25 protein-coding genes are annotated in these 26,655 nt (G+C 71.7%); 9 read left to right on the top strand and 16 right to left on the bottom strand.

Annotation, left to right across the window (positions count from 1 at the left end; all coding sequences use genetic code 11):
* Positions 1-13: 13 nt before the first annotated feature.
* The 5 genes from U870_RS0118880 to U870_RS22790 all read right to left on the bottom strand — a co-directional run bounded on the left by U870_RS0118880 (position 14) and on the right by U870_RS22790 (position 4,133).
* On the bottom strand, positions 14-622 hold the full coding sequence (locus U870_RS0118880; protein ID WP_025158938.1) for a response regulator transcription factor: 609 nt from the start codon (positions 620-622) through the stop codon (positions 14-16).
* Positions 619-1,764 (bottom strand): sensor histidine kinase, encoded by a 1,146-nt coding sequence (locus U870_RS0118875; protein ID WP_025158937.1) that lies wholly within the window; start codon positions 1,762-1,764, stop codon positions 619-621. The genes U870_RS0118880 and U870_RS0118875 overlap by 4 nt, the downstream gene beginning before the upstream one ends.
* 25 nt (positions 1,765-1,789) lie before the next feature.
* Entirely contained in the window at positions 1,790-2,533 is a 744-nt protein-coding gene (locus U870_RS0118870; protein ID WP_025158936.1) for an ABC transporter permease, read from the bottom strand.
* Complete coding sequence (locus U870_RS0118865; RefSeq protein WP_025158935.1) at positions 2,530-3,453, bottom strand: ABC transporter ATP-binding protein; 924 nt, start codon at positions 3,451-3,453, stop codon at positions 2,530-2,532. Before U870_RS0118865 ends, U870_RS0118870 begins: the two co-directional genes overlap by 4 nt.
* A 68-nt stretch (positions 3,454-3,521) precedes the next feature.
* Positions 3,522-4,133, bottom strand: a complete 612-nt coding sequence (locus U870_RS22790; RefSeq protein WP_025158934.1) for a TetR/AcrR family transcriptional regulator — start codon at positions 4,131-4,133, stop codon at positions 3,522-3,524.
* A 78-nt stretch (positions 4,134-4,211) separates the two neighbouring features.
* Here U870_RS22790 and U870_RS0118855 point away from each other — a divergent pair, with 78 nt between their 5' ends.
* Complete coding sequence (locus tag U870_RS0118855) at positions 4,212-4,898, top strand: DUF998 domain-containing protein (RefSeq protein WP_162819193.1); 687 nt, start codon at positions 4,212-4,214, stop codon at positions 4,896-4,898.
* Positions 4,899-4,907: 9 nt separating this feature from the next.
* Here U870_RS0118855 and U870_RS0118850 read toward each other — a convergent pair whose 3' ends face one another.
* A complete protein-coding gene (locus tag U870_RS0118850; RefSeq protein WP_025158932.1) occupies positions 4,908-5,510 on the bottom strand; it encodes a response regulator transcription factor in 603 nt (200 codons plus the stop codon).
* A complete protein-coding gene (locus U870_RS0118845) occupies positions 5,507-6,745 on the bottom strand; it encodes a sensor histidine kinase (protein WP_025158931.1) in 1,239 nt (412 codons plus the stop codon). The genes U870_RS0118850 and U870_RS0118845 overlap by 4 nt, the downstream gene beginning before the upstream one ends.
* Before the next feature lie 144 nt (positions 6,746-6,889).
* Here U870_RS0118845 and U870_RS0118840 point away from each other — a divergent pair, with 144 nt between their 5' ends.
* On the top strand, positions 6,890-7,423 hold the full coding sequence (locus tag U870_RS0118840) for a hypothetical protein (RefSeq protein WP_025158930.1): 534 nt from the start codon (positions 6,890-6,892) through the stop codon (positions 7,421-7,423).
* 4 nt (positions 7,424-7,427) lie between these two features.
* Here U870_RS0118840 and U870_RS0118835 read toward each other — a convergent pair whose 3' ends face one another.
* Positions 7,428-8,699 (bottom strand): Calx-beta domain-containing protein, encoded by a 1,272-nt coding sequence (locus U870_RS0118835; RefSeq protein WP_081815354.1) that lies wholly within the window; start codon positions 8,697-8,699, stop codon positions 7,428-7,430.
* 132 nt (positions 8,700-8,831) lie between these two features.
* Between U870_RS0118835 and U870_RS24075 the strand changes: the two genes are divergently transcribed.
* Entirely contained in the window at positions 8,832-9,803 is a 972-nt protein-coding gene (locus U870_RS24075; RefSeq protein WP_025158928.1) for a hypothetical protein, read from the top strand.
* A gap of 75 nt (positions 9,804-9,878) precedes the next feature.
* Here U870_RS24075 and U870_RS23320 read toward each other — a convergent pair whose 3' ends face one another.
* The 6 genes from U870_RS23320 to U870_RS0118795 all read right to left on the bottom strand — a co-directional run bounded on the left by U870_RS23320 (position 9,879) and on the right by U870_RS0118795 (position 20,014).
* A complete protein-coding gene (locus tag U870_RS23320) occupies positions 9,879-13,997 on the bottom strand; it encodes a metallophosphoesterase (protein WP_025158926.1) in 4,119 nt (1,372 codons plus the stop codon).
* Positions 13,998-14,050: 53 nt separating this feature from the next.
* Positions 14,051-16,102 carry a purple acid phosphatase family protein gene (locus U870_RS0118815; protein ID WP_081815353.1) on the bottom strand — a complete coding sequence of 684 codons (2,052 nt, stop codon included), beginning with the start codon at positions 16,100-16,102 and terminating at the stop codon, positions 14,051-14,053.
* Positions 16,103-16,325: 223 nt separating this feature from the next.
* Positions 16,326-17,447: a phosphoribosylformylglycinamidine cyclo-ligase gene (purM, locus tag U870_RS0118810; protein ID WP_025158924.1), complete on the bottom strand. Its 1,122-nt coding sequence runs from the start codon at positions 17,445-17,447 to the stop codon at positions 16,326-16,328.
* A gap of 25 nt (positions 17,448-17,472) precedes the next feature.
* Positions 17,473-19,056, bottom strand: a complete 1,584-nt coding sequence (gene purF / locus U870_RS0118805; protein ID WP_025158923.1) for an amidophosphoribosyltransferase — start codon at positions 19,054-19,056, stop codon at positions 17,473-17,475.
* Between the two features lie 32 nt (positions 19,057-19,088).
* Positions 19,089-19,514, bottom strand: a complete 426-nt coding sequence (locus U870_RS0118800; RefSeq protein WP_025158922.1) for a hypothetical protein — start codon at positions 19,512-19,514, stop codon at positions 19,089-19,091.
* A 143-nt stretch (positions 19,515-19,657) separates the two neighbouring features.
* Positions 19,658-20,014: a sterol carrier family protein gene (locus U870_RS0118795; protein ID WP_025158921.1), complete on the bottom strand. Its 357-nt coding sequence runs from the start codon at positions 20,012-20,014 to the stop codon at positions 19,658-19,660.
* Positions 20,015-20,071: 57 nt separating this feature from the next.
* Here U870_RS0118795 and purD point away from each other — a divergent pair, with 57 nt between their 5' ends.
* Complete coding sequence (purD, locus tag U870_RS0118790; RefSeq protein ID WP_025158920.1) at positions 20,072-21,325, top strand: phosphoribosylamine--glycine ligase; 1,254 nt, start codon at positions 20,072-20,074, stop codon at positions 21,323-21,325.
* Between the two features lie 76 nt (positions 21,326-21,401).
* Here purD and U870_RS0118785 read toward each other — a convergent pair whose 3' ends face one another.
* A complete protein-coding gene (locus U870_RS0118785; protein WP_025158919.1) occupies positions 21,402-22,652 on the bottom strand; it encodes an FAD-binding protein in 1,251 nt (416 codons plus the stop codon).
* A gap of 195 nt (positions 22,653-22,847) precedes the next feature.
* Between U870_RS0118785 and U870_RS0118780 the strand changes: the two genes are divergently transcribed.
* Positions 22,848-23,300: a DUF6325 family protein gene (locus U870_RS0118780; protein WP_025158918.1), complete on the top strand. Its 453-nt coding sequence runs from the start codon at positions 22,848-22,850 to the stop codon at positions 23,298-23,300.
* Between the two features lie 10 nt (positions 23,301-23,310).
* Positions 23,311-23,664 carry an SHOCT domain-containing protein gene (locus U870_RS0118775; RefSeq protein WP_025158917.1) on the top strand — a complete coding sequence of 118 codons (354 nt, stop codon included), beginning with the start codon at positions 23,311-23,313 and terminating at the stop codon, positions 23,662-23,664.
* 9 nt (positions 23,665-23,673) lie between these two features.
* On the opposite strand, the gene U870_RS0118770 is transcribed toward U870_RS0118775, so the two are convergent.
* Positions 23,674-24,141 (bottom strand): MarR family winged helix-turn-helix transcriptional regulator, encoded by a 468-nt coding sequence (locus U870_RS0118770; RefSeq protein WP_025158916.1) that lies wholly within the window; start codon positions 24,139-24,141, stop codon positions 23,674-23,676.
* A 53-nt stretch (positions 24,142-24,194) separates the two neighbouring features.
* Between U870_RS0118770 and U870_RS0118765 the strand changes: the two genes are divergently transcribed.
* Genes U870_RS0118765 through U870_RS0118755 form a run of 3 tightly spaced genes read left to right on the top strand, consistent with a single transcriptional unit; the run spans position 24,195 to position 26,621 of the window.
* A complete protein-coding gene (locus tag U870_RS0118765) occupies positions 24,195-24,956 on the top strand; it encodes a hypothetical protein (RefSeq protein WP_025158915.1) in 762 nt (253 codons plus the stop codon).
* Positions 24,953-25,687 carry an SDR family NAD(P)-dependent oxidoreductase gene (locus tag U870_RS0118760; RefSeq protein ID WP_025158914.1) on the top strand — a complete coding sequence of 245 codons (735 nt, stop codon included), beginning with the start codon at positions 24,953-24,955 and terminating at the stop codon, positions 25,685-25,687. The genes U870_RS0118765 and U870_RS0118760 overlap by 4 nt, the downstream gene beginning before the upstream one ends.
* 19 nt (positions 25,688-25,706) lie before the next feature.
* The gene (locus U870_RS0118755; RefSeq protein WP_025158913.1) at positions 25,707-26,621 is read left to right on the top strand and encodes a phosphoribosylaminoimidazolesuccinocarboxamide synthase; all 915 of its coding nucleotides are present in this window, start codon (positions 25,707-25,709) and stop codon (positions 26,619-26,621) included.
* The last annotated feature ends 34 nt before the right edge of the window (positions 26,622-26,655 follow it).

The following is a 26,655-nucleotide window of genomic DNA, read 5'->3' as shown; positions in this document are numbered from 1 at the left end:
GCCGGCCGACCGGCTACAGCCAGCCCTGCCGTGTGGCGATCAGCACGGCGTCCGAACGGTTGCGCGCCGCGGTCTTGCCGATCGCGCTCGACAGGTGGTTCCGCACCGTTCCCTCGCTGAGGTGCAGTCGGCGGGCGATGTCCGCGATCGTCCCGCCATCGCCCGCGAGCGCCAGCACCTCCGCTTCGCGTGCGGTCAGCGGCGAGACCCCGGAGGCGAGCGACTCGGCGGCGAGCGTGGGGTCCACCACGCGCAGCCCCGACGCGACCCGGCGCACCGCGTCGGCGAGCTGACCGGACGGCGTGTCCTTGACGATGAACCCGGACGCGCCCGCCTCCATCGCCCGTCGCAGATATCCGGGCCGCCCGAAGGTCGTCACGATGAGCGACCGGCAGCGCGGGAGCTCTGCGCGGAGCGCCGCCGCGGCCTGGATGCCGTCGAGGCCGGGCATCTCGACATCGAGCAGAGCGACGTCGGCCGCGGAGGCGCGCGCGGCTTCGACGACCTCGTCGCCGCGCCCGATCTGAGCGACGACGTCGAGGTCGGGCTCGAGATCGAGCAGCGCGGCGAGCGCACCGCGCACGAGCGCCTGGTCGTCGGCGAGCAGCAGGCGGATGGTCATGCGGTCCTCCGGACGGTCAGCAGGGTGCCCCCGCGGGCGCCCGCGGAGACCTCGACAACGGCGCCGGCGTCGCGCGCGCGCTCGGACAGACCGGCGAGACCGGAGCCGCGAACCTCGGCGGCCGCGGTCGTCGATCCGACGGGCGCGGGGCCCTGACCGTCGTCCTCGATGGTGAGCGTCTCGGGTCCGACGGTGACCCAGCAGTTGCGGGAGCCGGAATGCCGGATGACGTTGGTCACACCCTCGCGCAGCACCCAGCCGAAGAGCTCGCGGAGGTCGGGCGCCACCTCCTCCCCGCTGCGCGGCAGATGGGCGGTGATGTCGGCGGCCGCGAGGCTCGCCTGCACGGCGGCGAGCTCGGTCGAGATGCTCATCTCGCGGTAGCCGGCGACGGCCGCGCGGAGGTCGGCGAGGGCCGACCGGGTGAGGCGCTCGATGTCCGCCAGCTCCGCTTCCGCGCGCGCCGGGTCCACCGCGACGAGCCGACGGGCGAGCTCCGATTTGACGGTCACGACCGTCAGCGAGTGGCCGAGCACGTCGTGCATGTCCCGGGAGAAACGGGACCGTTCCTCGATGACGGCCAACCGGGCGATCTCGCCCTGGGCGGCGCGCAGACGGCGCAGCGCATCGATCTGGCGGGCGAACGCGCTCATCATTATGCCGATGGAGACGGTGACGAGGGCGATGTACCAGTAGTCGTCGAAGCCGCCCGCGATCAGGAAGACCACGAGCTGGGTGACGCCGAGCCCCACGATCAGCACAGTGGGGAGCACCGGGCGCGCGATGACCATCCCGATGACGCAGGCGACGTAGACCCACGTCCAGCAGGTGATGATGCCGAGGAATGGGACGAGCAGCAGGGTCAGCGCGAAGTATGCGGCGATCGCGACGAACCGGGTGCGCTCGGGTTCCCACCACAGCAGGGGCGGGAGGGCGAGGAAGCCCGCGTAGACGAGGACGAGGAGGAGGGTGGCGACGGTCTTCGACGCGATCGAGCCGTCGGAGGACCAGAGCCCGTACACGACCGACACCTGGTACACCAGGCCGATCACGGCGCCCGGGTACCACCGCAGTGCCGCCTTGTGCGTCAGCCGGCTGCCGAAGCCGGCCGGCCGCCGCACGTCGACCTCGTTGCTGAGCACGTCCCTACCCTAATCAGCGCGTCGGTCAGCCGCGCGCCGCGTCGCGACGGTAGCGCCAGACGATGAGTGCGCCGAGAGCGACGGTCCAGGCGGTGAGCACCAGCGCGGGCGTGAGCGCGTCGCCGCTCTGCAGGGCGCCGAGCTGTCCGACCCGGTTGAGCCAGTACGACGGCACGGCCTGCGCGACGTTCGCGACCCACGCGGGGAAGATCTGCAGCGGGATCCACAGGCCGCCGAGCACGGCCATCCCCATGAAGACCGCCATGAAGAGCGGCTGGGCGAACTCGGGCTTCGCGAACTGGCCGATCAGGATGCCGAGCAATGCGAACGGGATGACGCCGCACCAGATCCCGAGCGCGGCGAGCATCCAGCTGCCCGCCGAGAGCGTCGGGTGGTAGAGCGCCAGGGACACGCCGATGATGACCACCACGCTGACCAAGGCGAGCGCCAGGGCGGCGACCAGCTTGGACACGAGATAGCCGGTGCCGGAGAGCGGGGTGACCCGGAGCTGGCGGTTCCAGCCGATCGACCGCTCGGTGACGATCCCGAACGCCTGCGAGAGGGCCGCCATCATGCCGCCGTAGGCCGCCACCTGGATGGTGGTGACGACGATCCACGGCAGATGCGTCACCGCGTCCACCTGGCCGCGGCCTCCGAACGTGCCGCCGAACGCGATCAGCATGACGAGCGGAACAGCGAGGGTGAACACCATCGAGCGCATGTTCTTCAGCTGGCGGAGCGACTCGCGCCCCAGGTAGGCGATGCTCATCGCGTCGCTCCTTCCGTCTCGCGCGCCTCGGTGAGGGCGAGGAAGGCCTCGTCCATCGTGTGCGCGGTCACTTCGATGTCGTGGATGTCGTCGTGCGCCGCGAGCAGCGCGCGGAGGGTGGCGTCGGAGTCGTCGCTCACGAGGGCGACGCTTCCCGCGCGGTGCTCGACGCTGCGCACGCCGGGGAGCGCGGCGAGCGCGGCCTCGGCGGCAGGACTCCAGGCGAAGCCGACGTTCGCCCGGATGCGGCGGCCGGACACCACCGCCTTGACCTCGGCGGGCGTCCCGTCGGCGACGACCCGGCCACGGGCGAGCATCACGATGCGGTCGGCGTAGGTATCCGCTTCGTCGAGGTAGTGGGTGGCGAAGACGACCGTGCGGCCCTCCTCCGTGAACTCCCGCATCGACTGCCAGAAGGTGCGCCGCGCCTCCACGTCCATCGCGGCCGTCGGCTCGTCGAGGAAGAGGAGGTCCGGGTCGGAGACGACGGCGACGGCGAACCGTGCCCGCTGCATCTGGCCGCCGGACAGCTTGGCGACCCGCTGCTTCGCGATCTCGGTGCAGCGGGCGCGCTCGAGGGCCTCGGCGACGCTGAGGGGATGCCGATGTGCGGCGGCGACGAGCGCGACGCACTCGCCGACGGTCAGGGTGGGCAGCAGTGCCCCGCCCTGCAGCATGGCGCCGACGCGCCCGTCGCGGATGGCGCGGATCGGTTCGGCGCCGAACAGCTCTGCGGTGCCTGCGCTGGGGCGCGCGAGGCCGAGGGCGAGGTCGATGGTCGTGGACTTGCCGGCCCCGTTCGGGCCGAGCAGGGCGACCACCTCGCCGGGGCGGATGGTGAGGTCGACGCCGTCGACGGCGGTGAGCGGGCCGAAGGACTTGCGCAGGCCGTCGAGGCGGATGGCAGGTGTCTGATTCACCCTCTCAGCGTGCCGCGGTGCCGATGCGCGGACGCAGTGCGGGTGTCAGGAGCCGAGGGTGAGGAATGTCATGGGTGGGGATGGGCGTGCGCACGGAGGAACGCGTCGACCGTCGCCTGGAGGTGCGCCTCGACCTCCCCGTCCGGGACGGCCTGGCCGGGGTCGAGAAGGGCGCGGTCCTGCAGGGGACCCACGAGCACGTAGGCGAACTGCGCCGCCGCCTCCGTCGCGTCGTCGACGACGAGGGCGCCCGCGTGGGCCAGTGCACCGAAGCGGTCGGCGAGCAGGTCGATGGTGGCACCCGGCCCGGCGCGCCAGTACCGCGCGGACGCCTCCGGGAACCGCACGGCCTGGGAGATGGCGAGGCGGCGGAGGCTGACGACCTCCGGCCGGAGCACTCCTCGCACGAGGGTGCGGGCGACGGCGACGAAGCGGTCGCGCAGAGGTCCGTCACCCTCCAGACCCGCGGTCGCCGAGCGCAGGATGTCGCCGGCCTCGGCGGTGACGACGTCGAGCAGTTCGACGAACAGGGCGTCCTTGTCGGCGAAGTTGCTGTAGACGGTCGCCTTGGAGACACCCGCGGAGGAGGCGATGGCGTCGATGGTGGTGCCCGCGTACCCGTCGCGGAGGAACAGCTCGCGCGCCGCCGCCATGATCTCCGCCGTCTTGCGTTCGCGCATCCGATCCTCCCTTGACCCGCCCGTCCCGGCCAGCCTATCCTGATTGAAACTAAACGGTTCAGTTCAGATTGGATGATCATGTCGCGCACCGTGCCGGGCGAGTCGTCCGCCTCCCGTATCGACTGCACCCCCGAGGCCCGGGTGACCAAATCCCTCCTCGGCTACGGCATCGTGGCAGGACCCTTCTACGTCCTCTGCTCCGTCGTTCAGGGCCTCGTGACGCCGGGATTCTCCTTCGCGACCGACAGCTGGAGCCTGCTCTCCCTCGGAGTGGCCGGCTGGGTACACGTCGTGGTCTTCATCCTGACCGGCCTGATGACGGCGGCGGCGGCGATCGGGTACCGTCGTCACCTCCGGAGCGGAACGGGTCGCCGCGCCTGGCTCTTCCTGCTGCTCTACGGGATCCTGCTGATCGCGGCGGGGATCGCCCTCCCCGACGCCGCCGGGGCGGGCTTCAGCGTGCACGGGATGCTGCACCTGCTGGCGGGTGGCCTCGGCTTCATCGCCTTCGCCGTCTGGTCGTTCGCGATGGCCCGACGGCTGCGTGCGGGCGCGTCGGGATCCGCCGCCGCCGTGAGCGTGGCCGTGGGAGTCCTCCTGATCCTGGGCTTCGTGGCGATCGCGGCCTCCGGAGGCTCGGCCGTCGCCACCATCGGGCTGACGGTCGTCGTCGTGCTCGCGTGGGCCTGGCTGACGGTCGTCTCGGTGCGGATGTACCGCGAAGCGGCCCTCGCGGGACGCATCATCGTTCCGGTGGACGACTGACGATCCGCCTCAGATCCAGCCACGCTCCTCCGCGATGAGGACGGCCTGCTGCCGGGTACCGACGGCGAGCTTGCCGAGGACGGCCGAGACGTGGTTGCGCACCGTCCCCGGGGCCAACGACAGCGTGCGCGCGATCTGACCGGTCGTCTCCCCCCGCCGCCCCGCCCGCAGGACGTCGAGTTCGCGATCGGTGAGCGGGGACCGCTCGTCGCTCAGGGCATCGGCAGCCACCTCCGGGTCGACGTAGCGGCGGCCTGCGGCGACGCTGCGGATGACGGCCGCGACCTCCGCGGCGTCGCGGGACTTGGGGAGGAAGCCGGAGACGCCCGCGGCCAAGGCCCGCCGCAGCACCCCGGGTCGGGCGTGCCGGGTGATCACGACACAGCGCGTGGGGATGGCGCGCGTCAGCCGCACCGCGACCTCCACCCCGTCGAGTCCGGGCATCTCGAGGTCGAGGAGACACACGTCCGGCGCCAGGCGCAGGGCTTCCGTGACGGCCTGCGCGCCGTCCGAGCACTCGGCGACGACCTCGATGTCCACCTCCAGGCGCAGCAGGGCGGCGAGCGCGGACCGGATCATCGCCTCGTCATCGGCGATCAGGACGCGGATCATGACCGACCCGTCCGTTCCGGGACGGTCACGACGATGACGAAGGAGTCGTCGCGTGGCCGCACCTCGACCGCCCCGCCCGCGTCCGCCGCTCGGCGGGCGATCCCGTCCAGACCTGCCCCGCCGCCGGCCCCGCTCTCCGTGGCCGCGTCGAGGTCGGCGTCGTTCGCGACCTCCAGTCGCCACGACCCCGCCTCCCGGGTGAGCACCAGCCGCGCCCATCGCCCGCCGCCGTGGCGCAGGGCATTGGTGGTCGCCTCCCGGATCACCGGACCGAGAACCGCCGCGGGGGCGTGATCGGCGGCCGGGTCGACTGTCGCGTCGGCCACCACGCCGGCCGCGCGGAGCAGGTCGACGGCGTTCGCGAGCTCGTCGCGCAGCGGTACCGAGCGGAACCGCAGCGCCAGATCCCGCGTCCCCTGTCGCGCCTCGTCGACGCTGGAGCGCGCGGCACGCACCTGCTCGAGTGCCTGAGCGGGGTCATGCTCCATCAGCCGTTCGGCGAGCTCGAGCTGCAAGGCGATGACCTGCAGGTGATGCCCCTGGAGGTCGTGCACGTCCGTCGCCACGCGCAACCGCTCCTGGGTGGCCGCCAGCCTGGCCTCCGAGGCGCGGGCACGGTCGAGGGCGACGACGATGTCCCACCACCACAGCGTCAGGACGGTGAGGGCGGGGAGGGATGCCGAGTAGAAGCCGATCAGGAACCAGGTGGAGAAGCCGTCGACCGGGAACGTGAATCGCACGTCGATCGCCCAGAGCGCTCCGAGCAGCACCGTCGCACCGAGCACCACCCGGCGCCGGATGCCCGGCCCCCAGTTGAGCAGCACCAGCGCCTCGAGCACCGGGACGGCGGCGGCGACCCAGATCCCGGACGCGAGCGCCACCACCACCGAGTACCCGGCCGACAGCGCGAGCGGGACAAGCATCCGCCGACGCCGCAGCAGCGGGGCGTCCTCGTCGCGCGTGCGGTAGTCGAGCAGCAGAACGACCGTCGCCGCCACCCACGCCGTGCCGCCGACACCGATCGCGATCGCCGGCCCGTCGCCACGCCCCACCACGAGTGCAGTCACCGCCCACAACGGCACGAGCATGACGATGAAGAAGAGGACGGTCGAGAACGTGTACCACCAGGTGACCGTGACATCGCGCGCCAGCCGGAGGGCGACCCGCTCGGTCACCGCTTCCTCAGCCGTCGGATCGGCCGCGGCGGTCGGCTCGGCCTCGGTCGGGTATCCCACCCGTTCATCGTAGGGCCGTGACGAATGTCACGTCTGGGACGGGCGGAACACCCGGCGGCCGATGACGCCCGCACACTTCCCCGTCGTGGCGCGACCCGATGGACTCGATGCAGACATCGGTTCACCACCGGACAGGAGCAGGACATGACACTGATCGACACCCTCCAGGACCTCGTGGCGCAGGTGCCGGACGTCGTGCAGCCGCTCATCGTGGCCGCGGCGGGGGCCATTCCGTTCGTCGAAGGCGAGGGCGCCGCGACCATCGGGATCATCGGCGGCATCGCTCCGGCGATCGCGATCATCGCCGCGATCGTGGGCAACTTCGCCTGTGTCGCGGTGCTGGTGCTCCTCGGCTCCGGCGCCCGCCGGGCCGTCGTCTCGGCGCGGCGGGCGCGGACGCAGGAGGCCGCCGTCGCGGCGGGCGCCGACCCGGCCGCCCTGACGACCGCGACGGTGTCGCCGCGCAGGGCCAAGTTCCAGCGGGCCTTCGAGCGCTACGGCGTCCCCGGCGTGAGCCTGCTCGGACCACTGCTGCTGCCGACCCAGATCACGGCGACGATGCTCGCCGCCGCCGGGGTGGGGCGGGCACGCATCCTCGTCTGGCAGGGCATCGCGATCGTGGGCTGGACGGTGGCCGTCGCCCTGCTGGTGGGCGGGGTGGTCTCCACGTTCCGCTAGCGCGTCAGCTGCTCGCGTGGCTGAGGGTCACCCCGCGCACGACGCTGATCACGCCGGCGATGCCGCCCACGGTGAGGATGGCCCCCACGATCAGCAGCAGCAGGTCCTGACCTGTGCCGCGCTCGCCTGCGGCGGTCGGGTCGGCGAGTGGAAGCGCGGACGCCGGGCCCGCCGTGTCGTGCCGCGACCCCGCCGCCGTGAGCGCACCGGTCGGGCCGATGCCGTCCCCGGCCGAGGCGGGGGTCGTCACGGGCACCGGCGGGAGCAGCACCGCCGCGGAGGCGGAGCCGACCGAGGTGGAGGCTCGCTGCAGCAGGACGAAGAAGGTCGCTGCGGAGGCACCGGGCGCCCGCGCAGGGATCGGGATGCGGATGGTCGCCTGCCGCACTCCGTCCGCGAGCACGACGGTCCCGGAGGTCGCGGTGTAGTCGATGCCGGCCGTGGCCGTTCCGTCGGCGGTCGCGTAGTCGACCGTGGCCTCGCCTGTGCCCGCCGCGCGCGTCACCACGAGGACGGCCGAGGTGCTGCCGGCGACCACGCTGTTCGCGGCGACCGAGAGCGGTCCGCTCACCGCCACCGTCGAGAGCGCGGTGGAGGCCGAGGCCGGCCTCACCGTCGCGCCGTCGGCCGGAAGATAACGCGCCACCAGGGTGTGGGATCCTGCGGCAGGGGCGGTCAGCTCGGCGCGGGCCGAACCGGCCGCGATCGGGACGACGGTCTCGGCACCGCCGTCGACCGAGAATCCGACGGCACCCGCATCGACGGTCCCCAGCAGCAGGCGGGTGACGGCGGCGGTCACGACGAACGACCGCCCGGCCTCCGTGCTGGTGGGCGCGCTGACCGTCACCGCTGTGGCATCGGTGCACGACGGCGCGGACGGAGCGATCGTCGCGATCGCGTCCCGCACCCGCCATCCCAGGGAGGGCTCGGCCTGCGCGTCGACGGTGAGCAGGGTGACGCCGTGGTGCTCGCCGGGCAGGAACGTGCTCGGCTGGCCGCGGTCGGCCGGACCGGAGGTCAGGTCGTTGTCGCCGGCGCCCGCCGGGAGGGTGAGGGGCGCGGCGGCCGTCGAGCGGTAGCCGAGCACGACAGTGCGCGCCGTGACCGCGCCGAGCGGCGCGTCCTGCACGCAGTCGACGAAGGGGGTGACGACTCCGGAGTCGACCGGCACCGGGGTCGGTTGCGCCAGAGCGGCCGGCGCCGCACCGAGGAGCCCCGCCAGGGCGGCGATACCCACCGCGCACGCCACGCGAAGGTGGGCAGACGAGCGGGTCACCCCGCCACTCTATCCACCGATGCGCGGCCGTCGCTCCGACCAGAACAGGGCACGCCGCGGGCACAGGAGGTGGACCGCTCGCCCGTTGCATGTAAAATTGCTCATACTGTCGATGTTGATGGGAAGGATCGCATGCTCGGCCTCCGCAAAGCCCTGGCCATCGTCTCGCTCTGGGTGCCCGCCGTCCTGATCCTGCTGACCTGGAGGCAGTGGCAGGCCCGCCTCCCGCCCAGTCTTCCGACGCATTGGGGTGCCGGAGGTCCGGCGGACGCGGTCACCAGCGCACCGGTCTTCCTCGGCTGGCTCGTCGGTGTGAGCACCGTGTCCGCTCTCGTCGGGACGATCGTCGTCCTCGTCGGCGCCTCCGGGGAGTGGGGGCCGCGCGCCACCGCCGCGTTCACCGGCGCGGCCTCCGCGCTCGTGCTGGGCATGTGGCTCGGCAGCACCGTCCCGTCGCTGGATGCGGCCGACCCGTTCACCGTGGAGATCGGCGGATGGGTCCTGCCGACGCTCGCCGCCCCGGCCTATGCCCTGGTGCAGCTCGCACTCCTCCCCCGTGGGTCGGCCGCGCCGATCGAGATGCCGGGCACGACCGAGGAGGTGCGGGCGGCGGCCGCGATCGATCACGCCGGCACCTGGAACCGCACGGTATCGTCCCCGCTGCTCCTCGTCGCCTCCGGGGTCATGGTCGCCCTCGGGGTCGCCCTCTTCGCGCCTGCCGTCGTCCAGGACGGGATCGCATCGGTCGGCATCTCCGCGATCGTGTACCTCGCCGCCGTGGTACTGGTGCTGATGTTCTGCGCGTTCCGGGTGACAGTCGACCATCGGGGATTCCGGGTCACGTCGGCCATCGCAGGCATCCCGCTCAAACGGATCCCACCCGCGATGATCGCCGCCGTCGACGTCGTCGTCCTGGAACCACGGCAGTGGGGCGGCTGGGGATACCGGATCATGCCAGGGCGGTCGGCGATCATCCTGCGCAGAGGGCCGGGCCTCGTGATCACGCTGGCCGATCAGCGGCAGTTCGCGATCACACTCGACGAACCCGACACCCCGGCCCGCGTCCTCCTGGGTGTCGCCGCGGCAGACGCGCCTCCCGCCTGAGACCGAGCACGACGGAACGCCCGTCTCCCGAGCCGCACGGGCCGGGAGACGGGCGTTCCGAGGAAACGTGGCTCGTTACTTCGCCGCGCGCTGCAGGGCGATGAGGGCGGCCGGGTAGCGGTCGCGTGCCGAGACGTACACGACGCCCTTCGACGCGTCGACTGAGACGCCGTAGACCTTGTTGCCGTAGGCGTGTGCCGAGAAGTTCGCGATCTCGGTGAGATCGGCGGCCTTCAGGACGCGCACCCCGCTCGCCTCGAACGTGTCGGTCGAGTGACCGATGTAGAGGCGACCGGCGGCCGGGTCCACCGCGATGGAGCGGTAGTCCGGCTTCGCCACGGACACGGTCTGCAGCAGTGCGTAGGTCGTCGCGTCGTAGACGCGCACGCCCTCCGTGCCCGCCGCATTGTCGTTCGTGACGTAGAGACGGTTCGCCACGGTGTCGACGGCGATGCCGTGCGACGTCCAGTTGGCGGCGCCCGCGGTGTCGACGGTCGTGATGGCCGCGCCCGTGTACGCGTCCATCACCTGGAAGCCGGTCTGGCGGGTGGCGCCGAACACGCGGCCGGTGGCGAGGTCGACGTCAAGCCCGCGCACGTTCGCCGCGAAGGTGAAGGGCCCGCGCTTGACCGTGTCCGTCTTGGTGTCGAGCACGGCCCAGGCCGCGCCATAGGCCACGTAGAGCTCGCCCTTCGCGCTGTCGATCGCGACGTCGCGGACGCCCTCCGCTTCACCGCCGGGAACGGCGTGGGTGGCGACGAGCTTGTCGGTGACGGGATCGATCTCGAGCACCCGTGCCGGGCGCATCTCGTTGCCGACGAACAGGTGGCCCGAGACGGGATCGACGACCGAGCCGACCGGCTTGACGTCGAGGTCCGCGTTGTCCGTCGCCGACGGCACGGCCTTCAGCGCGGTCGGCGTGTAGCCGGTCCCGGCCGGCGGGGTGCCGGTTCCGGGATTCGTGCCGGGGTCCGTTCCCGGGTCGGTGCCCGGATTCGTCGGGGCCACGCCGTTGCGCTGGCTGATGGTCACCGCCACTGCTTTCGACTCGGACCCGGGCGGGTTGAGCCGGAAGTCGCGGTTGGAGACGAACACCCGCTGGCGCTCCTCATCGACCGAGATGCCGTAGCCGTCCTTGCCGAACTTCGGATCCGCCAGGTCGGCCACCTTATCGCCGGTCGCGATGCGGTGCACCGAGAATCCGCCCGTTCCGGCCGCCGTGCCCGTGTAGCCGACGTAGACGAGCCCGTGGGCGGAGTCGATGTCGAGCTGGCGGGCGTTCGGCCGGGTGACCTTCTCCCAGACCTGGGCGTAGTCCTTCTTCGGGTCGAACGCGGCGATGTTGATCGCGCCGTCCGCGTCCTCGAAGTACGCCGTGGCGATGATGCCGGACTTCGGGTCTGCGGCGACGTAGTAGGAGTCCACCGTCCCGTTGATGACGCCGAGGGACTTCCCGTCGAGCGCGTTGAGCACCTCGACACCGCGCGACGGGATGGCGCCGTAGACGAGGCCGGCGACCGGGTCCACATCGATCGAACGATTGGACTCGATGAACGCGTACGGCCCACGCACGACCTGACCGAAGTTCGCATCCGCGATGGAGACGACCACCCAGTTGCGGTTCTGCTGCCCGACGTAGAGCAACTGCTTCTCGTCATCGATGCCCAGGTCGCGGATGTTCTCCGGCAGGGTCATCGACCGGGTCACCGTGTCGGTGTCCGGGTCGAGCTCGAAGATGCTCCGGCTGTTCTGGTCACCCAGGTACAGACGCTTCTTCGACTGCGAATAGGCCGAGCCGGCCGGCAGCTGCGCGTTCGACTTGTTCACCGAGACGATGGAGGCCGACGGGGTGTACTCGAACGTGTCGTCCAGCACGCGCTCGCTCATGGTGACCGCGACCGCGGTGGACTCGGACCCGGGCGGGTTGAGGCGGAAGTCACGGTTGGAGACGAACACCCGCTGGCGCTCCTCGTCGACCGAGATGCCGTAGCCGTCCTTGCCGTACTTCGGGTCGGCGAAATCGCCAAGCTGCTTGCCGGTGGCGATGTCCAGGACGGAGAAGCCGCCGCTGCCGGTCGCCGTGCCCGTGTAGCCGACGTAGACCAGACCGTGGGCCGAGTCGACGTCGAGCTGGCGGGCGTTCGGCCGGGTGACCTTCTCCCACACCTGCGCGTAGTCCTTCTTCGGGTCGAACGCGGCGACGTTCACCGCGCCGTCCGCGTCGCGGAAGTACGCCGTGGTGACGATGCCGGTCTTCGGGTCGGCGGCGACGTAGTACGCGTCCGCGGTCCCGTTGATGACGCCGAGGGACTTCCCGTCGGATGCGTTGAGCACCTCGACACCGCGCGACGGGATGGCGCCGTACACGAGGCCGGCGACCGGGTCCACATCGATCGAACGGTTCGACTCGATGAACGTGTACGGGCCGCGGACGACCTGGCCGAAGTTCGCGTCCGCGATGGAGACGACCACCCAGTTGCGGTTCTGCTGACCCACGTAGAGCAACTGCTTCTCGTCATCGATGCCCAGGTCGCGGATGTTCTCCGGCAGGGTCATCGACCGGGTCACGGCATCGGTGTCGGGGTCCAGCTCGAAGATGCTCCGGCCGTTCTGGTCGCCCAGGTACAGACGCTTCTTCGACTGCGAGTAGGCGGAGCCGGCCGGCAGCTGGGCGTTCGACTTGTTGACGCTCGAGAGCTGCTTCACGACGCGGTAGTCGACGGTCTGGTCCGGGTTCTCCGTCCCCGGGTTCTCGCCGCCCGGATCCGGGTTCGGCGTGCAGCCGAGGCAGGGCGACGTGTTGCCGTCGATCTTGTCCGGCTTGCTGTCGTCGGTCACAGCCTTGCCGGCCGCGTTCTTCACGATGGTGAGGCCGTCGTAGTACTGGCCGTCGGCCGTGCGTGCCTCGTAGCGGAGCGTGCCGCCGGAGACGTCGATCAGCTGGTACAGCTCCGTGTCGCCCTTGAGCTTGCGGAGATGCGCGTCGTTCGAGGTCCAGAGGCGCGGACCGGCGTTGGAGTACATCTTGCTGCCGACGACCGAGACCGCGTAGACGGGACCGTCGTAATTCAGCTCGTTGTTCCAGCCGGCCGGGAGATCCTTCTCGGCGGCGTTGCTGTTGCCGCGACCGTAGTTGTGGTCGTGGCCCTGCAGCACGAGGTCGACGTTGTACTTCTCGAACAGCGGCACCCACGCCTGACGGATGGCCGTGTTGTTGCGGCCCTCGTCGAGCGAGAAGACCGGGTGGTGGAAGTACACCACGGTCCACTGGTTCGGGTTGTCCTTCAGCACCGACTCGAGCCACGCGGTCTGCACCGCGAGCGCCTTCGACTCCGTGATGTTGCTGTTCAGCGAGACGAACCGTACGCCCTGGTAGTCGTTGTAGTGCACGGTGCCATCCAGGACGGAGGCCGCCGCGGCGTCCTTCGGGCCGTTGGCGGGGTAGTCGAACTGCGCCTGCCACTGACGGGAGAGGGTGTCGCCCTCGTACTCGTGGTTGCCCGCCGCGGCGAGGTAGTTCTGCTCGCCGAACTGGTAGCCGGCCGCCTTGAAGACCTCGCCCCACTGGGAGTCGTCGTTCGCCGAGTCGATCAGGTCGCCCGCCTGCAGCACCATCTTGGCGTCGGGTCGGTCACGGAACGCGTTGCGGATCACGCGGGAGGCGTCGGACTTGATGCCGTTCTGCACGTCGCCGAGGTAGATGAACGAGAACGGCTCGGCGGTCTTCGCCGCGGTCGAGAAGTGCTGCCACTCGCTCCACGTCGTGCCGTCTCCGACGCGGTACTGGTACTTCGTCTTCGGCGACAGCCCGGTGAACCGGACCGTGTGATAGCTCGTCTGGTAGCCGAAGCCCGAGTCGATCGTCGTGTTCTCGGCCGCCGGAACGGTCGTGACGTCCGTGCGGTACGCCTGCGAGACGGCGACGCGGATCTCCGCCCGCGCCTGGCCGGAGGTGACGGCCGTGGAGGTGCGCCAGGTCACCGACTGCGCAGTGGCGGCGTCGGCGGCCGGGGTGAGCACGACGCGGTCGGGCACGCGGGTGGGGACGTATTGCTGTGCGGCCGGGACGGTGGCGGCGGATGCGGTCTGCGCGACCCCGGCGACGGGGGCGAGCATTCCGCAGGCCACCGCGACCGCGGCGAGGGCGCCGAGCAGTCTCGGCTTCGTGCGGCGGTGCCGCGACGAGTTCGTCATCGTGTGACGGCCTTTCGGGTCAGGGGTACTCGGGTGGGTGGGTGTGACACGCATCAGGCCTCGGCTCCGTCCTGCTTGCGTCGGGTGCGGAGCACCACGATGACGCCGCCGGCGAGGAGCGCCGCACCGCCGAGGGCGAGTGGGATGCCGATGGCGAGGGCATTCGAGCCGGTGGCCGCGAGGTCACGGACACCGGTGCTCGGCGAGCCGGCCGCGAGGACCGTGAGCGGCACGCTGACGACGGCACCGGACTCCAGCCCGCGCACCTCGATCCGGTGCTGGCCCGGGGCCGTGTCGGCGGGGATGCGGAGCGTGGCGAAGTAGCTGCCGTCGGCCTCCGCCGCGAAGTTGCCGAGGGTGACCGGGTCGCTGTGCAGCGTGACCTCGAGGTCCTCGTTCGCCGCGAACCCGCCGCCCTTGATCTGCAGGGCGCCGCCCGCCGCCACTCCGGTCACCGAGAGCTCAGGAGTCGAGGGGCTGGCCGACGGGGTCGGCTGCGGTGTGGGCTGGCCGGTCGGCGTGGAGGTCGGGGTCGACGTGGGCTGCGGCGTGGACGTCGGGGTCGACGTGGGCTGCGGCGTGGACGTCGGCTCCGGCGTCGAGGTCGGTTCCGGGGTCGAGGTCGGCTGCGGCGTCGCGCCCGGGGTGGCCGGGATCGGCAGCTGCGGCGCGGTGTACGCGGCGCGGTCCGAGCCCGGTCCCGACGCGCGCGCCTTCGTGTCGTCCGTGACGAGCTTCGCGCCATCCTTCTTGGTGATCGTGAAGCCGTCGAACAGCTCACCGGTCACCAAGTGGCTCTCGACGTGCATCTCGCCGTCCGTGACGTCGACCGTCTGGTACATCTGCGCGTCGTGGTTCATGCTGCGCATGTTGGCGCCGTTGGTGATCCAGTTGTTCGACGCCACCGGGTCCGGGACGTACGCCTTCGGACCGGCGACCGTCACCAGGTAGACCGGGCCGGTCTGGCTGGACTTCGCGTCGGCGCCCGCGGGCAGGTCCTTCTCGTTGGCGAAGAGGTTGCCGCGGCCGTAGGCGTGATCGTGACCGGCGAGCACCAGGTCGGTGTCGTACTTCTCGAAGAGGGGAAGCCAGGCGTCGCGCTCGGTCTTGTTGTCGCGGCCGCTGGTGACCGAGAACAGCGGCTGGTGCATGTAGGCGACCGTCCACTGGTTGGGGTTGCCGGCGAGCACCCGGTCGAGCCATGCGGTTTCGGCGTCGAGCATGGCGCCGGGAGCGGCGTTCGCGTTGAGGGAGATGAACCGCACACCCTGGTAGTCGACGTAGTACGTGTTCTCGTCGAAGTAGCTGGTGACCTCGGTCGAGCCGGTCGGCCCGTTCCGCGGGTACTCGAACTGCGCGCCCCAGTACTTGGTGAGCTGCGGGCCCGGGTAGTACTCGTGGTTGCCGGGGGCGGCGAGCACGTTCAGGTAGCCGTTCTGGAAGCCGGCCGCCTCGTTCCACCCGCCCCATTCGGCGTCGGAGACGTCGGTGTCGATCAGGTCGCCGAGGTGCACCACGGCCTTCGCGTACGGGCGCGCCTCGAACGCGGCGCGGAAGGCACGGGAGGCGTAGGCCTTGATGTCGTTCTGCGCATCGCCCTGGATGAGGAACGAGAAGTCCTGCGCGCCGTCGGCTGCGGTCTGGAACTCGAACCACTCGCTCCACGTGTCGCCGTCGCCCACGCGGTAGAGGTAGCCCGTGGCGGGCGACAGCCCGGTCATCGTCGCCGTGTGGTAGGCGATGTCGTAGCCCAGGTCGGTCGAGAACTGGACGGTGGTGGTCGCGTCGAATGTCCCGGCGGGGGTGACCGGGCCCTTCCTCAGCGGCGAGAGCTGCACCTTCGCGGCGACGCCCTTCGCGGTGCGCCACGAGACGTTCTGGGTGACGGCGGGGGTCGAGCTCGGCGTGAGGATGACGCGATCCGGGATGGCGTTGGGCGCGTAGATCACAGCGGGGTTCTCGGCGGGCGGGTTGAGCCCGCCTGCAGCGAAGGCCAGGCCGCCCGCGAAGGTGGCCGCGCCCACGACGGCGGCCACCCCCGCTGCGGCCAGGACCGTTCGGGTCTTCGACTTCGTGAGGGCGCGTGAGAGCGCGGGAGATCTCATCCTGGGGAGGTCCTTCGGGCGGTCGGGTAGGCGGCCGCGCGAGGGCGTGGCCGCGTGCTGCGAGCGCAGCGATCGTCAGCCTAAGGAGCGTCTGAGAGAACGTTCAGCCCGTTCCGGAACCGTTCAGGAAAGGTTCACACGTCCGGAAATCGATGTTGACATGGCCGGGTGCTAAAGCGCTACACTTTCGCGCGCACCAGCCCGAGAACCCGCTGGGCCGCGGTTATCCGGCGTAGGAGCCGACCAGTCGCACCGCGCCGCCGTCCACACCCTTGGCACCCTGCTCGAAACCCGAGAGGTCGCGCGCAGAGGTCGAGATGACCCCGACGGGCCAGGTCGGGATCCCGTCCGCCGCCAGCGCTGCTGCGACGGCGTCCGCCGCGTCAGGTGCGACGACGGCGAACATCCCGATGCCGAGGTTCCAGGTGCCCTCGGACGACTCGAGCGTGCTGCCGGCGAGGTCGCTCAGGATGCGGAACACCGGGCTCGGCGACCACGTCGACCGCTCCACCTCGACCCAGGAGCCGACCGGGAGCACGCGCGCCAGGTTCGCCGCGATGCCGCCGCCCGTCACATGACTGAGCGAGTGCACGGACCCGCGCAGCGACGGCTCCTGCAGCACGCGCAGCAGGGGGGACGTGTAGAGCCGCGTCGGCTCGAGGAGCGCCTCTCCCACCAGCCCGCCGAAGTCGTCCGAGTGGTCGGTGAAGCCGATGCCCCGCTGCGCGAGGATGTGCCGCACGAGCGAATAGCCGTTGGAGTGCAGCCCCGAGGAGGCCAGCGCCAGCACCACGTCGCCGTCGCGCACGCGCTCGGCGCCGAGCAGGTCGTCCGCCTCCACGGCGCCCACCGCGGCACCGGCCACGTCGTAGTCGTCCGGTCCCAGCAGACCGGGGTGCTCGGCGGTCTCGCCACCGACCAGAGCCGTGCCGGTCGCCTCGCACGCCCCCGCGATGCCCGCGACGATGGCCGCGATCCGCTCGGGAACGACTTTGCCGCAGGCGATGTAGTCGGTCATGAACAGCGGGCGGGCGCCCACCACGACGATGTCGTCCACCACCATGCCGACGAGGTCCTGGCCGATGGTGTCGTGCTTGTCGATCGCCTGCGCGATCGCGACCTTGGTGCCGACGCCGTCGGTCGAGGTCGCCAGCAGCGGGCGGCGGAAGTCCTTCAGGACCGAGACGTCGAAGAGCCCGGCGAACCCACCCACTCCGCCGAAGACCTCGGGGCCCTGGGTGCGGGCGACGGCGGCCTTCATGAGCTCGACCGCGCGGTCCCCGGCGGCCGTGTCGACGCCGGCGGCGGCGTAGGAGGAGGACGAGGATGCGGTGGAGTCGTTCACCCGCCAATCGTACCCGGGCGGGCGGCTACTCCTGGCGGCCGGGGTCGCCGAACGAGAGCAGGCGCTCGTATTCGGCGTCCGGGCCGGGCTCGCAGCCGTCCGACGCGGCATCCGCGCCCGTGTCGGACTCGGCGACCACGACGGCGCCCTCGGGACGCTCCAGGAGGTTCTTGCCCAGGTGGTGCGCATCCGGCAGCTCGATCGGGTACGTCCCCGTGAAGCAGGCCGTGCAGAGCAGCTCGCGCGGCTGCTCGGTCGCGCCGATCATGCCGTCCTCCGACAGGTAGCCGAGGCTGTCAGCGCCGATGGACTGGCGCACCTCCTCGACGCCGAGGCCGGTCGCGATGAGCTCCGCGCGCGACGCGAAGTCGATGCCGTAGAAGCACGGCCACGTGATCGGCGGGCTGGAGATCCGCACGTGCACCTCGGCCGCGCCGGCCTCCCGCAGCATCGAGACGAGCGCGCGCTGGGTGTTGCCGCGCACGATCGAGTCGTCGACCACCACGAGACGTTTGCCCTTGATGACCTCCTTGAGCGGGTTCAGCTTGAGCTTGATGCCACGCTGGCGGATGGTCTGCGAGGGCTGGATGAACGTGCGGCCCACGTACGAGTTCTTGACCAGGCCCTGCCCGAACGGGATGCCGGAGGCCTGCGCGTAGCCGATCGCCGCGGGAGTGCCGGACTCGGGGGTCGGGATGACGAGGTCGGCCTCGACCGCGTGCTCACGGGCCAGCTGACGACCCATCTCGACCCGGGCCTCGTAGACGCCGCGGCCGGCGATCGTCGTGTCGGGGCGCGCGAGGTAGACGTACTCGAAGACGCAGCCGGCGCGCTTCTCGGGGGCGAAACGGGTGGTGCGCAGACCGTTCTCGTCGACGGCGATGAGCTCGCCCGGCTCCACCTCGCGCACGAAGCTCGCGCCGACGATGTCGAGCGCCGCGGTCTCGGATGCGACGACCCAGCCGCGTTCCAGCCGGCCGAGCACCAGCGGGCGCACCCCCTGCGGGTCGCGAGCGGCGTAGAGGGTGTGCTCATCCATGAAGACGAGGCAGAAGGCGCCGCGCAGCCGCGGGAGCACCTCCAGCGCCGTCGCCTCGAGCGTGTGGTCGAGGTCGCCGGTGAGCAGCGCCGTGACGACGGCCGTGTCGGTCGTGTTGCCGCGGGTCAGCTCGCCGTCGAGCTCCGGGTAGCGATCGTGCACGAGCTGCATGAGCTGGGCGGTGTTGGTCAGGTTGCCGTTGTGGCCGAGGGCGACCGTGCCGCTGGAGGTGCGGCCCAGCGTCGGCTGCGCGTTCTGCCAGCTGGAGGCGCCGGTGGTGGAGTAGCGCGTGTGGCCGACGGCGATGTGCCCGGTCAGCGAGTTGAGCGCGTTCTCGTTGAACACCTGCGAGACGAGGCCCATGTCCTTGTAGATGAGGATCTTGTCGCCGTCGCTGGTCGCGATGCCCGCCGACTCCTGCCCGCGGTGCTGCAGCGCGTAGAGGCCGAAGTAGCTGAGCTTGGCGACCTCCTCACCGGGAGCCCAGACGCCGAAGACGCCGCATGCGTCCTGGGGTCCTTTCTCACCGGGCAGCAGATCATGGCTGAGAAGACCGTCGCCTCCGGCCACAGCGGACCCCTTTCTCGAGGTGTGTCGTGTGTTCAGCTCTCGGGGTGGGAGGCGGGCCGTTCGCCGTCCGGCTCGGCACCGGTGCGCTGGGTGTCGCCGGGGGTGGCGGCGCCGTGCTCGACAGCGCCGTGCTCGGCGTCCTCGGGCTCCTCCGCGGGGATGTGCACGTCGATTCTATCCGCCTGCACCCGGCGCGCGCGCCGCGTGGTCGCACGGTCGATCAGCAGTGCGACGAGCGAGCCGAGGGCGACGCCGACCACCACGCAGATCGCGAGCAGGAAGCCGAAGACGGTGCCCCGGTCGTAGGTGGGGTTCTCCGGGAAGGAGAACGTCAGCACCAGCGCGACGATCGCGAACAGGATGGCGCCGGTGAGCATGAACCGGAAGTACCGCGGCGAACGGTGCACGCGCACCTCCGCCTCGGTGACGGACGCCTGCTCCTCCGGATCATCGCTCATCCCCCCATTCTCCCCTACCGCGCCTGGGCGAACGCCCATCCGGCATCCCGCCGCCGGGTACACGAATTCTGTGTACTCGACCGCTTCGACCCGACTGTCCGTGTACTCGGCAGCCGGGGACGGGATGCGGGATGGGGCTGCGATCAGAAGCGGAGGGGGAGGAGCCCGTCGAGGGAGGCGCGCTGGCCGGAGGCGTGCACGGAGCCCGAGGCGAGGCCGTCCTCCCAGCTCAACGCGCCGGACGCGAGGGCGAGCCACGTCGCCGGATCGGTCTCGATGACGTTGGGCGGGGTCCCCCGAGTGTGGCGGGGGCCCGGGATGCACTGGGTCGCACCGAACGGCGGGACGCGCACCTCGACGGTGTTGCCCGGCGCGCGCTCGGCGAGCAATTGCAGGAGGTAACGCACGGCCATCGCGGTGGTGGGGCGGTCGGCGCCGTCGGCCAGCGCGGCGCGGACGGCGGGACCGCCCTCGGAGTCGGGGATCTTCGCTCGGGCCATGCCTCCATCCTCCCACCGGGGCGGCGGGCACTCGCCGTGGCCCTCTAGCATGGTCGCGTGAAGATTCTCGTCCTCGGTTCCGGTGCCCGCGAGCACGCCATCACCACTGCGCTCCTCGCGGAGGAGGCGGAGCACGAGATCGTGGTCGCGCCCGGGAACGCGGGGATCGCGGCCGACGTGGCCGTCGAGACCGGCCTCGATCCCCTCGACGGGGCGGCCGTCGCCGAGTACGTCATCGAGAACGGCATCGAGCTCGTCGTGATCGGCCCGGAGGCCCCGCTCGTCGCCGGTGTCGCCGACCCGGTGCGCACCCGCGGCATCCCGGTCTTCGGCCCGGGCAAGGCGGCCGCGCAGCTGGAGGGCTCCAAGACGTTCGCCAAGCGCATCATGGAGGCCGCGGGCGTGCCGACGGGCCGAGCGGTGCGCGCGGCGACGCTCGCCGACGTCGAGAAGGCGCTCGACGACCTCGGCGCCCCGTACGTTGTCAAGGCCGACGGGCTCGCCGCCGGCAAGGGCGTGCTCGTGACGGAGGACCGTGCCGCCGCGCTCTCCCACGCCGAGCACTACCTCACCCAGGGCGGCGTGCTGCTCGAGGAGTTCCTGGACGGCCAGGAGGTCTCCCTCTTCCTCGTCAGCGACGGCCACACCGTGCTCCCGCTCAGCCCGGCGCAGGACTACAAGCGGCTGCTCGACGGCGACGCCGGTCCCAACACCGGCGGCATGGGCGCCTACTCCCCGCTGCCCTGGCTGCCGGAGACCTTCGTCGACGAGGTCATCGACACCGTGGCGCTGCCGACCGTGCGCCAGCTGGCCGTCGAGCAGACGCCCTTCATCGGCCTCCTCTACTGCGGGCTCATCGTCACCGAGCGCGGTATCCGCGTCATCGAGTTCAACGCCCGCTTCGGCGACCCGGAGACGCAGGTCGTGCTCCCGCGCCTGGTCACCCCGCTGTCGACCCTGCTGTTCGCCGCTGCGACCGGCGCCCTGTCCGGGATGCCGCGCCCCGAGTTCGCGCTCGACACGGCCGTGACCGTCGTCGTTGCGAGCGAGGGCTACCCGGAGGCGCCGCTGACCGGCCGACCGATCACCGGACTGGAGGCCGCGGCCGAGGTGCCCGAAGTCACCATCGCCCACGCCGCGACCGCACGCGACGCGTCCGGTACCCTGCTGGCGACCGGAGGCCGCGTGCTCTCGGTGGTCGCCCGCGGCACCACCTTCGCCGAGGCGCGCGAGCGCGCGTACGAGGCCGTCGGCCGCATCCACCTCGAGGGCTCGCAGCACCGCACCGACATCGCCGCCCGCGTGTCCTGACCGTCCCCAGCCATCGCTTCCGGACTTTTGTACGCCAACACGCGCGTGTCGGCGTACAAAAGTCCGGAACGGATGGCTACCTGCGGGCGAGGAGGCGGGTGAGGAAGGGGTTGCGGAAGCGGCCCGTGGGGTCGAAGCGATCGGCGAGGGCCCGGAAGTCGTCCAGGCGCGGGTAGAGCGACGGGACGACGCCGGCCCGGTCGAGGTAGAGCTTGCCCCAGTGCGGGCGGGCGCCGAGGGGCAGCAGCGCATCCTCGAGCGCCGGGAGCACCGCCTCCACCCCGTCCTGGTCGCGCAGCCAGGTGAAGTGCAGGCCGACCACGTCGGTTCCGTAGGCGCTCGAGAGCCAGAGCGCATCGGCGGCGGCGGTGCGGATCTCGCTGATCTGCAGGAGCGGGGCGATCAGCGGCGCGATCGACCGAACCGCCTCGATCGCGGCGACGGCGTTGGCGCGTGGGACGAGGTACTCCGACTGGATCTCGGCCCCGTTCGACGGCGTGAACTCGAACCGGAAGTGCGCGAGCCGCTCGCTCCACGGGCCGGGGACGCCCAGCTGTTCGGTGGTGTTGCGCACGTCCATCGTCGCGATCATGTGCCGCGCCTCCGTCAGGGCCGGCGCGCCGAAGAAGTCGTCGCCGATCGCGGACGGCTCGTCGGCGAGCTCCTTGATCCAGCCCAGACTCACGGCCTCCTCGTCCCAGGTGGTGAAGAGGGAGACGCTGTACGCCGCCGAGGTGACCTCGTCGAACCGGGTGGTCACGGCCTCCCACGGCACTCCGCCGAAGAGCCGCTGGCGCACGGCGAAGGTGGGCCGGATGTCGAGGGCGACCTCCAGCACGACCCCGAGTGCGCCGAGCGACACCACCGCACCGTCGAAGTCGTCGTCGCCGCGGCGCAGTTCGACGACGTCGCCGTCGGCGCGCAGGATGGTCAGCCCCGCCACGGCGGTCGCGAGCGTGCCGTTGCGGTCTCCCGAACCGTGGGTGGAGGTCGCGATCGCGCCGGCCACCGAGATGTGCGGGAGCGAGGCGAGGTTGTGCAGCGCCCAGCCCGCCGCCTCCAGCTCGCGGGCGAGGTCGCCATAGCGCACGCCCCCGCCCACGGACACCAGACGCGCATCCGGGTCGATGCGGATCGGTGCCGGGAGGTCGGCCGTGCTGACGAGGAGGTCGTCGGTGTCGGCGAGGTCGTTGAACGAATGCCTGCTCCCCAGCGCGCGCACCGAACGCGCGTCGGCGATCAGGGCGCGCAGCTCGTCCACGCTCCGCGGCGCCGCGATACGGCTCGCGGCGTACCGGTGATTGCCTGCCCAGTTCCATTCGTCCACGCGGTCCTCCTTCGCACCGGGCGCGGCTCCCGCGCCACCTCGACCGCACTCAGTCTAGGGATGTGAACGTGCGCATCACCCCGGTCGGGACCACGGATCGGGCGGAACCGCCGCGCGATCGGTCATTGTGCGGGCCTCGTCGCCGCGAGTAGCGTCAGGCGCAGGAGCGGCGTCCGCCGCAGGAGGAGGACCACGGTGGCCGATTTCGAGTACGGACCCGCGGAGTTCATCGTCGCCCAGTTCGACACCGACCTGCCGTCGCCCGCCGTCGTGGAGGCCATCCTGGACCTCGTGGCGAGCGGGACCGTGCGACTGCTCGATCTGCTGATCGTCCGCCGCGGTCTCGACGGGAGCGTCGAACTGCTCGAGCTGGAGGAGATCGGCGACCAGATCGGGATGGCCGATGTGCAGCTCGAGGCGAGCGGGCTCGCCGGCGACGAAGACGTGGCCGCGATCGCGGACCTCATCGAGCCCGGGCGGGCCGGCGCCGTGCTGGTGATCGAGCACCGCTGGGCCACCGAGCTCGCCAGCCGGTTCTTCGCGGCAGGGGGAAGTGTCGTGCACACCGAGCGCATCCCCGCCCCGGTCGTCAACGCGATCGTCGCGGGCGACTATGACGACGAGACGCCCGCGGGCGCGGAAGGCTGAGGAGGACATCATGCCGTTCATCGGACGGGTCGGACGCCCGGGACTGATCGGGCTCGCCGCGCGCACGGCGGTCGTCGCCGGCACCGCCACCGCGGTCAGCGGAGGCATGGCACGCCGCCAGCAGCAGCGCGCACAGGACAGCTACGAGCAGCAGCAGTACGAGGCGCAGCAGCAGCAGGCTCAGATGCAGGCCGCCGCCCAGCAGGCGGTGGCGCAGCAGCAGCAGCAGCCGCAGGCCGTCGCGGCCCCCGCATCCGGAGCCGACGACCTCATGGCGCAGTTGCAGCAACTGGCGAGCATGCACACCCAGGGCCTGCTCTCCGACGACGAGTTCGCCGCGGCGAAGGCGAAACTGCTGGGCTGAGGCCGCGCGTCAGGCCCGGTAGCCGGGGTGACCGTCGGGCGTGAGGCCCGTGCCCGTCGAGAGCTTCTGCAGGAGTGCGGCGAGGGCGACGCGCTCGTCCGGTGCGAGCACGTCGAGCACCTCGGCCTGATGTTCCTCGGCGACCGTGCGCAACCGACCGAGCATCGCTCGCCCCTCGCCGGTGAGCGAGAGCGCATTGTTGCGCCGATCGGTCTCGTTGCGCTCGCGATCGACCAGGCCGGCGGACGCGAGCTCGTCCAGCAGGGACACGATGCGGCTCGGCGGGGCGCCCAGCGCGTGCGCGACCTCCCGCTGGCTGATCCCCGGACGCTGGCCGATGATGCGGATCGCACCCGCCGCGCGGGCGGTGAGTCCGAGCGCGGCCACCCGCTCCTGGAAGCGGTCGGCGGCGGAGGCGCCCACCTGCGCCAGCAGGAAGGCGGTGCGCGGGGGCACGGCGGCGTCGGGACGGGTCACGAGTCCAGAATAGCTGTTGCGCGTAACGATTACACTATGTAACGATTACAGCCATGAACGATTCACTCGATACGGGTGCGACCGCCGGGCCGCAGCCAGGCGCGCGGCGCGGATCCGGCGGACCCCCGCTCGGCGGCCTCGCCGTCGTCCACGGCGCGCTCGTGCTCCTCGCCCTGATCGTCGGGTTCGCCGCTGCCGGGCCGGACGCCTTCGTCTCTCCATACGCGGGGGCGACCGCCGTCGCCCAGCACGCGCAACAGGACGCGACCGCGCTCCGCGTCGTCGCCCTCCTCCAGTTCGGCTCCGCCGTCCCGCTCGGCATCCTGGCCGCCACCGCCTTCGCGCGCCTCCAGCGCCTCGGCGTGCGCGTGCCCGGCCCCTCGATCGGCTTCGCGGGCGGACTCACCGCGTCGATCCTGCTCATGGTCTCGGCCTTCGGGACCTTCCTGCTCTCCCGTCCCGAGCTGACCTCCGATCCGCGATTGGCGCTGACGTTCTCGTTCGCCGCGTTCGTGACCGGAGGCGTGGGATACGTCACCGGCCTCGGCCTGCTCCTCGCGGGCATGGCCGTCCCGGCGCTCATCCTCGGCCTGCTCCCGCGCTGGCTGGCGTGGGCGGGTCTCGTCGTCGCCGCTCTGGCCGAGCTCAGCTTCCTCTCCCTGGCGATCGAGCCGCTGCAGTTCCTGCTGCCGATCGGCCGCTTCGGCGGCATCGCCTGGCTGATCGCCGCCGGCTTCCTGTTCCCGCTCGACCGGCGCGAGGTCCGCGAGCACGACCGGCTCCGTCGCAGGGGCCGGGATCGAGCGGCCGCGTGAGTGCCGCACTGGTGGTGGGTGCGAACGGCCGGATCGGCGAGGCGATCTGCCGTCGGCTCGGCGCGGACGGGCACACGATCCTCCCGCTCGCGCGCGACGCGGCGGCCCTGCGCCGGCTGGTCGATGCCCTCCGCGCCGAGGGCATCGACTGCGCCGAGCCGGTGGCCGTCGACGCGACGGACGACGCCGGGCTGACCGCCGGAATCGAAGGCCTGGCGGCGGAGCATCCGCTCGCCGTCTGCGTGAACAACGTCGGCCGCGGCCACCGGCCCGCGCCCCTGGCAGACCTGGACCCCGACGAGTTCGACGCGGTCGTCGCGGTGACGTTCCGCAGCGTGGCCGTGGCGATGCGGGCCGAGCTGCGCGCCCTCCACCGCGCCGACGGCCCGCGCGCGATCGTCAACGTGGCGTCGAGCGCCGGCACCTCCGCCGCGCCGGGGATGTCGGCCTACGTCGCCGCCAAGCACGCGGTCGTCGGGTTGACCCGCACCGCGGCCCTCGATGAGGCGGCGGGCGACATCCGCGTCAACGCCGTCGCGCCGGGCCCGATCGCGTCCGGCCCGATCCTCACGCAGAGCGAGGAGACCCGCGCCCACGTCGGCAGTCTGATGCCGCTCGGGCGGATGGGCAGTGCGGAGGAGGTCGCCTCGGCCGTCGGCTGGCTCGCCTCGCCCGCCGCCTCCTACGTGACCGGCGTCGTGTTGCCGGTCGACGGCGGCAAGGCGGCGTGACGCCGCCTACGATGGACGGGTGAGCGAACTGCCGGGATGGGTCCACAGCTACTCGGGCAAGGTCCGAGACCTCTACGTGCCGGAGGGCGCGACCGGCCTCGACGACGCCGAGGCAGTGCTGGTGGTCGCCAGCGACCGCGTCAGCGCCTTCGACCATGTGCTCTCGCCGGGCATCCCCGGCAAGGGCGAGCTACTCACCGCGCTCAGCCTGTGGTGGTTCGACCAGCTGGCCGACGGGCCGAACCACCTGGTGCCCGACCACGAGCTGCGCCACGAGGGCGCCGACGACCGGGTGGTGGAGCGCATCCCCGCCGCCGTCTCGGGACGCTCGATGCTGGTGAAGCCGCTGGACATGTTCCCGATCGAGTGCGTCGTTCGCGGTTACCTGACGGGCAGCGGCTGGGCCGAGTACCAGGCGAGCCGCAGCGTCTGCGGCATCCCGCTGCCCGACGGCCTGAGCAACGGCGACCGTCTGCCCGAGCCGCTCTACACGCCCGCGTGGAAGGCGCCGCTCGGCGAGCACGACGAGAACATCAGCTTCGAGCGCACCGTCGAGCTCGTCGGGCCCGAGATCGCGGAGGAGCTGCGCCGCCTCTCGCTCGAGGTCTACTCCCGCGCCTCCGCCATCGCCGAGCAGCGCGGTGTCATCATCGCCGACACGAAGTTCGAGTTCGGCGCCGACCGCGCCACCGGTGAGATCACCCTCGCGGACGAGGTGCTCACCAGCGATTCCAGCCGGTACTGGGACGCCCAGGTCTACGCGACCGCACCCACGGCGGAGACCCGGATGGCGAGCTTCGACAAGCAGATCGTCCGCGACTGGCTCGCGGCGAACTGGGACAAGACCGGCACCCCTCCCGAGCTGCCCGCCGAGATCGTCGAGCGCACGACCGCACGCTATCGCGAACTGCTGGAGCGGCTGACCGGAGCCTGACCCGTTCCGCCACGCGTCACGCACGACGAAGCCC

It is taken from the genome of Leifsonia aquatica H1aii (genome assembly GCF_000633535.1).
Lineage (GTDB): Bacteria > Actinomycetota > Actinomycetes > Actinomycetales > Microbacteriaceae > Leifsonia > Leifsonia aquatica_A.
This window is presented reverse-complemented; position numbering and strand designations above follow the sequence as displayed.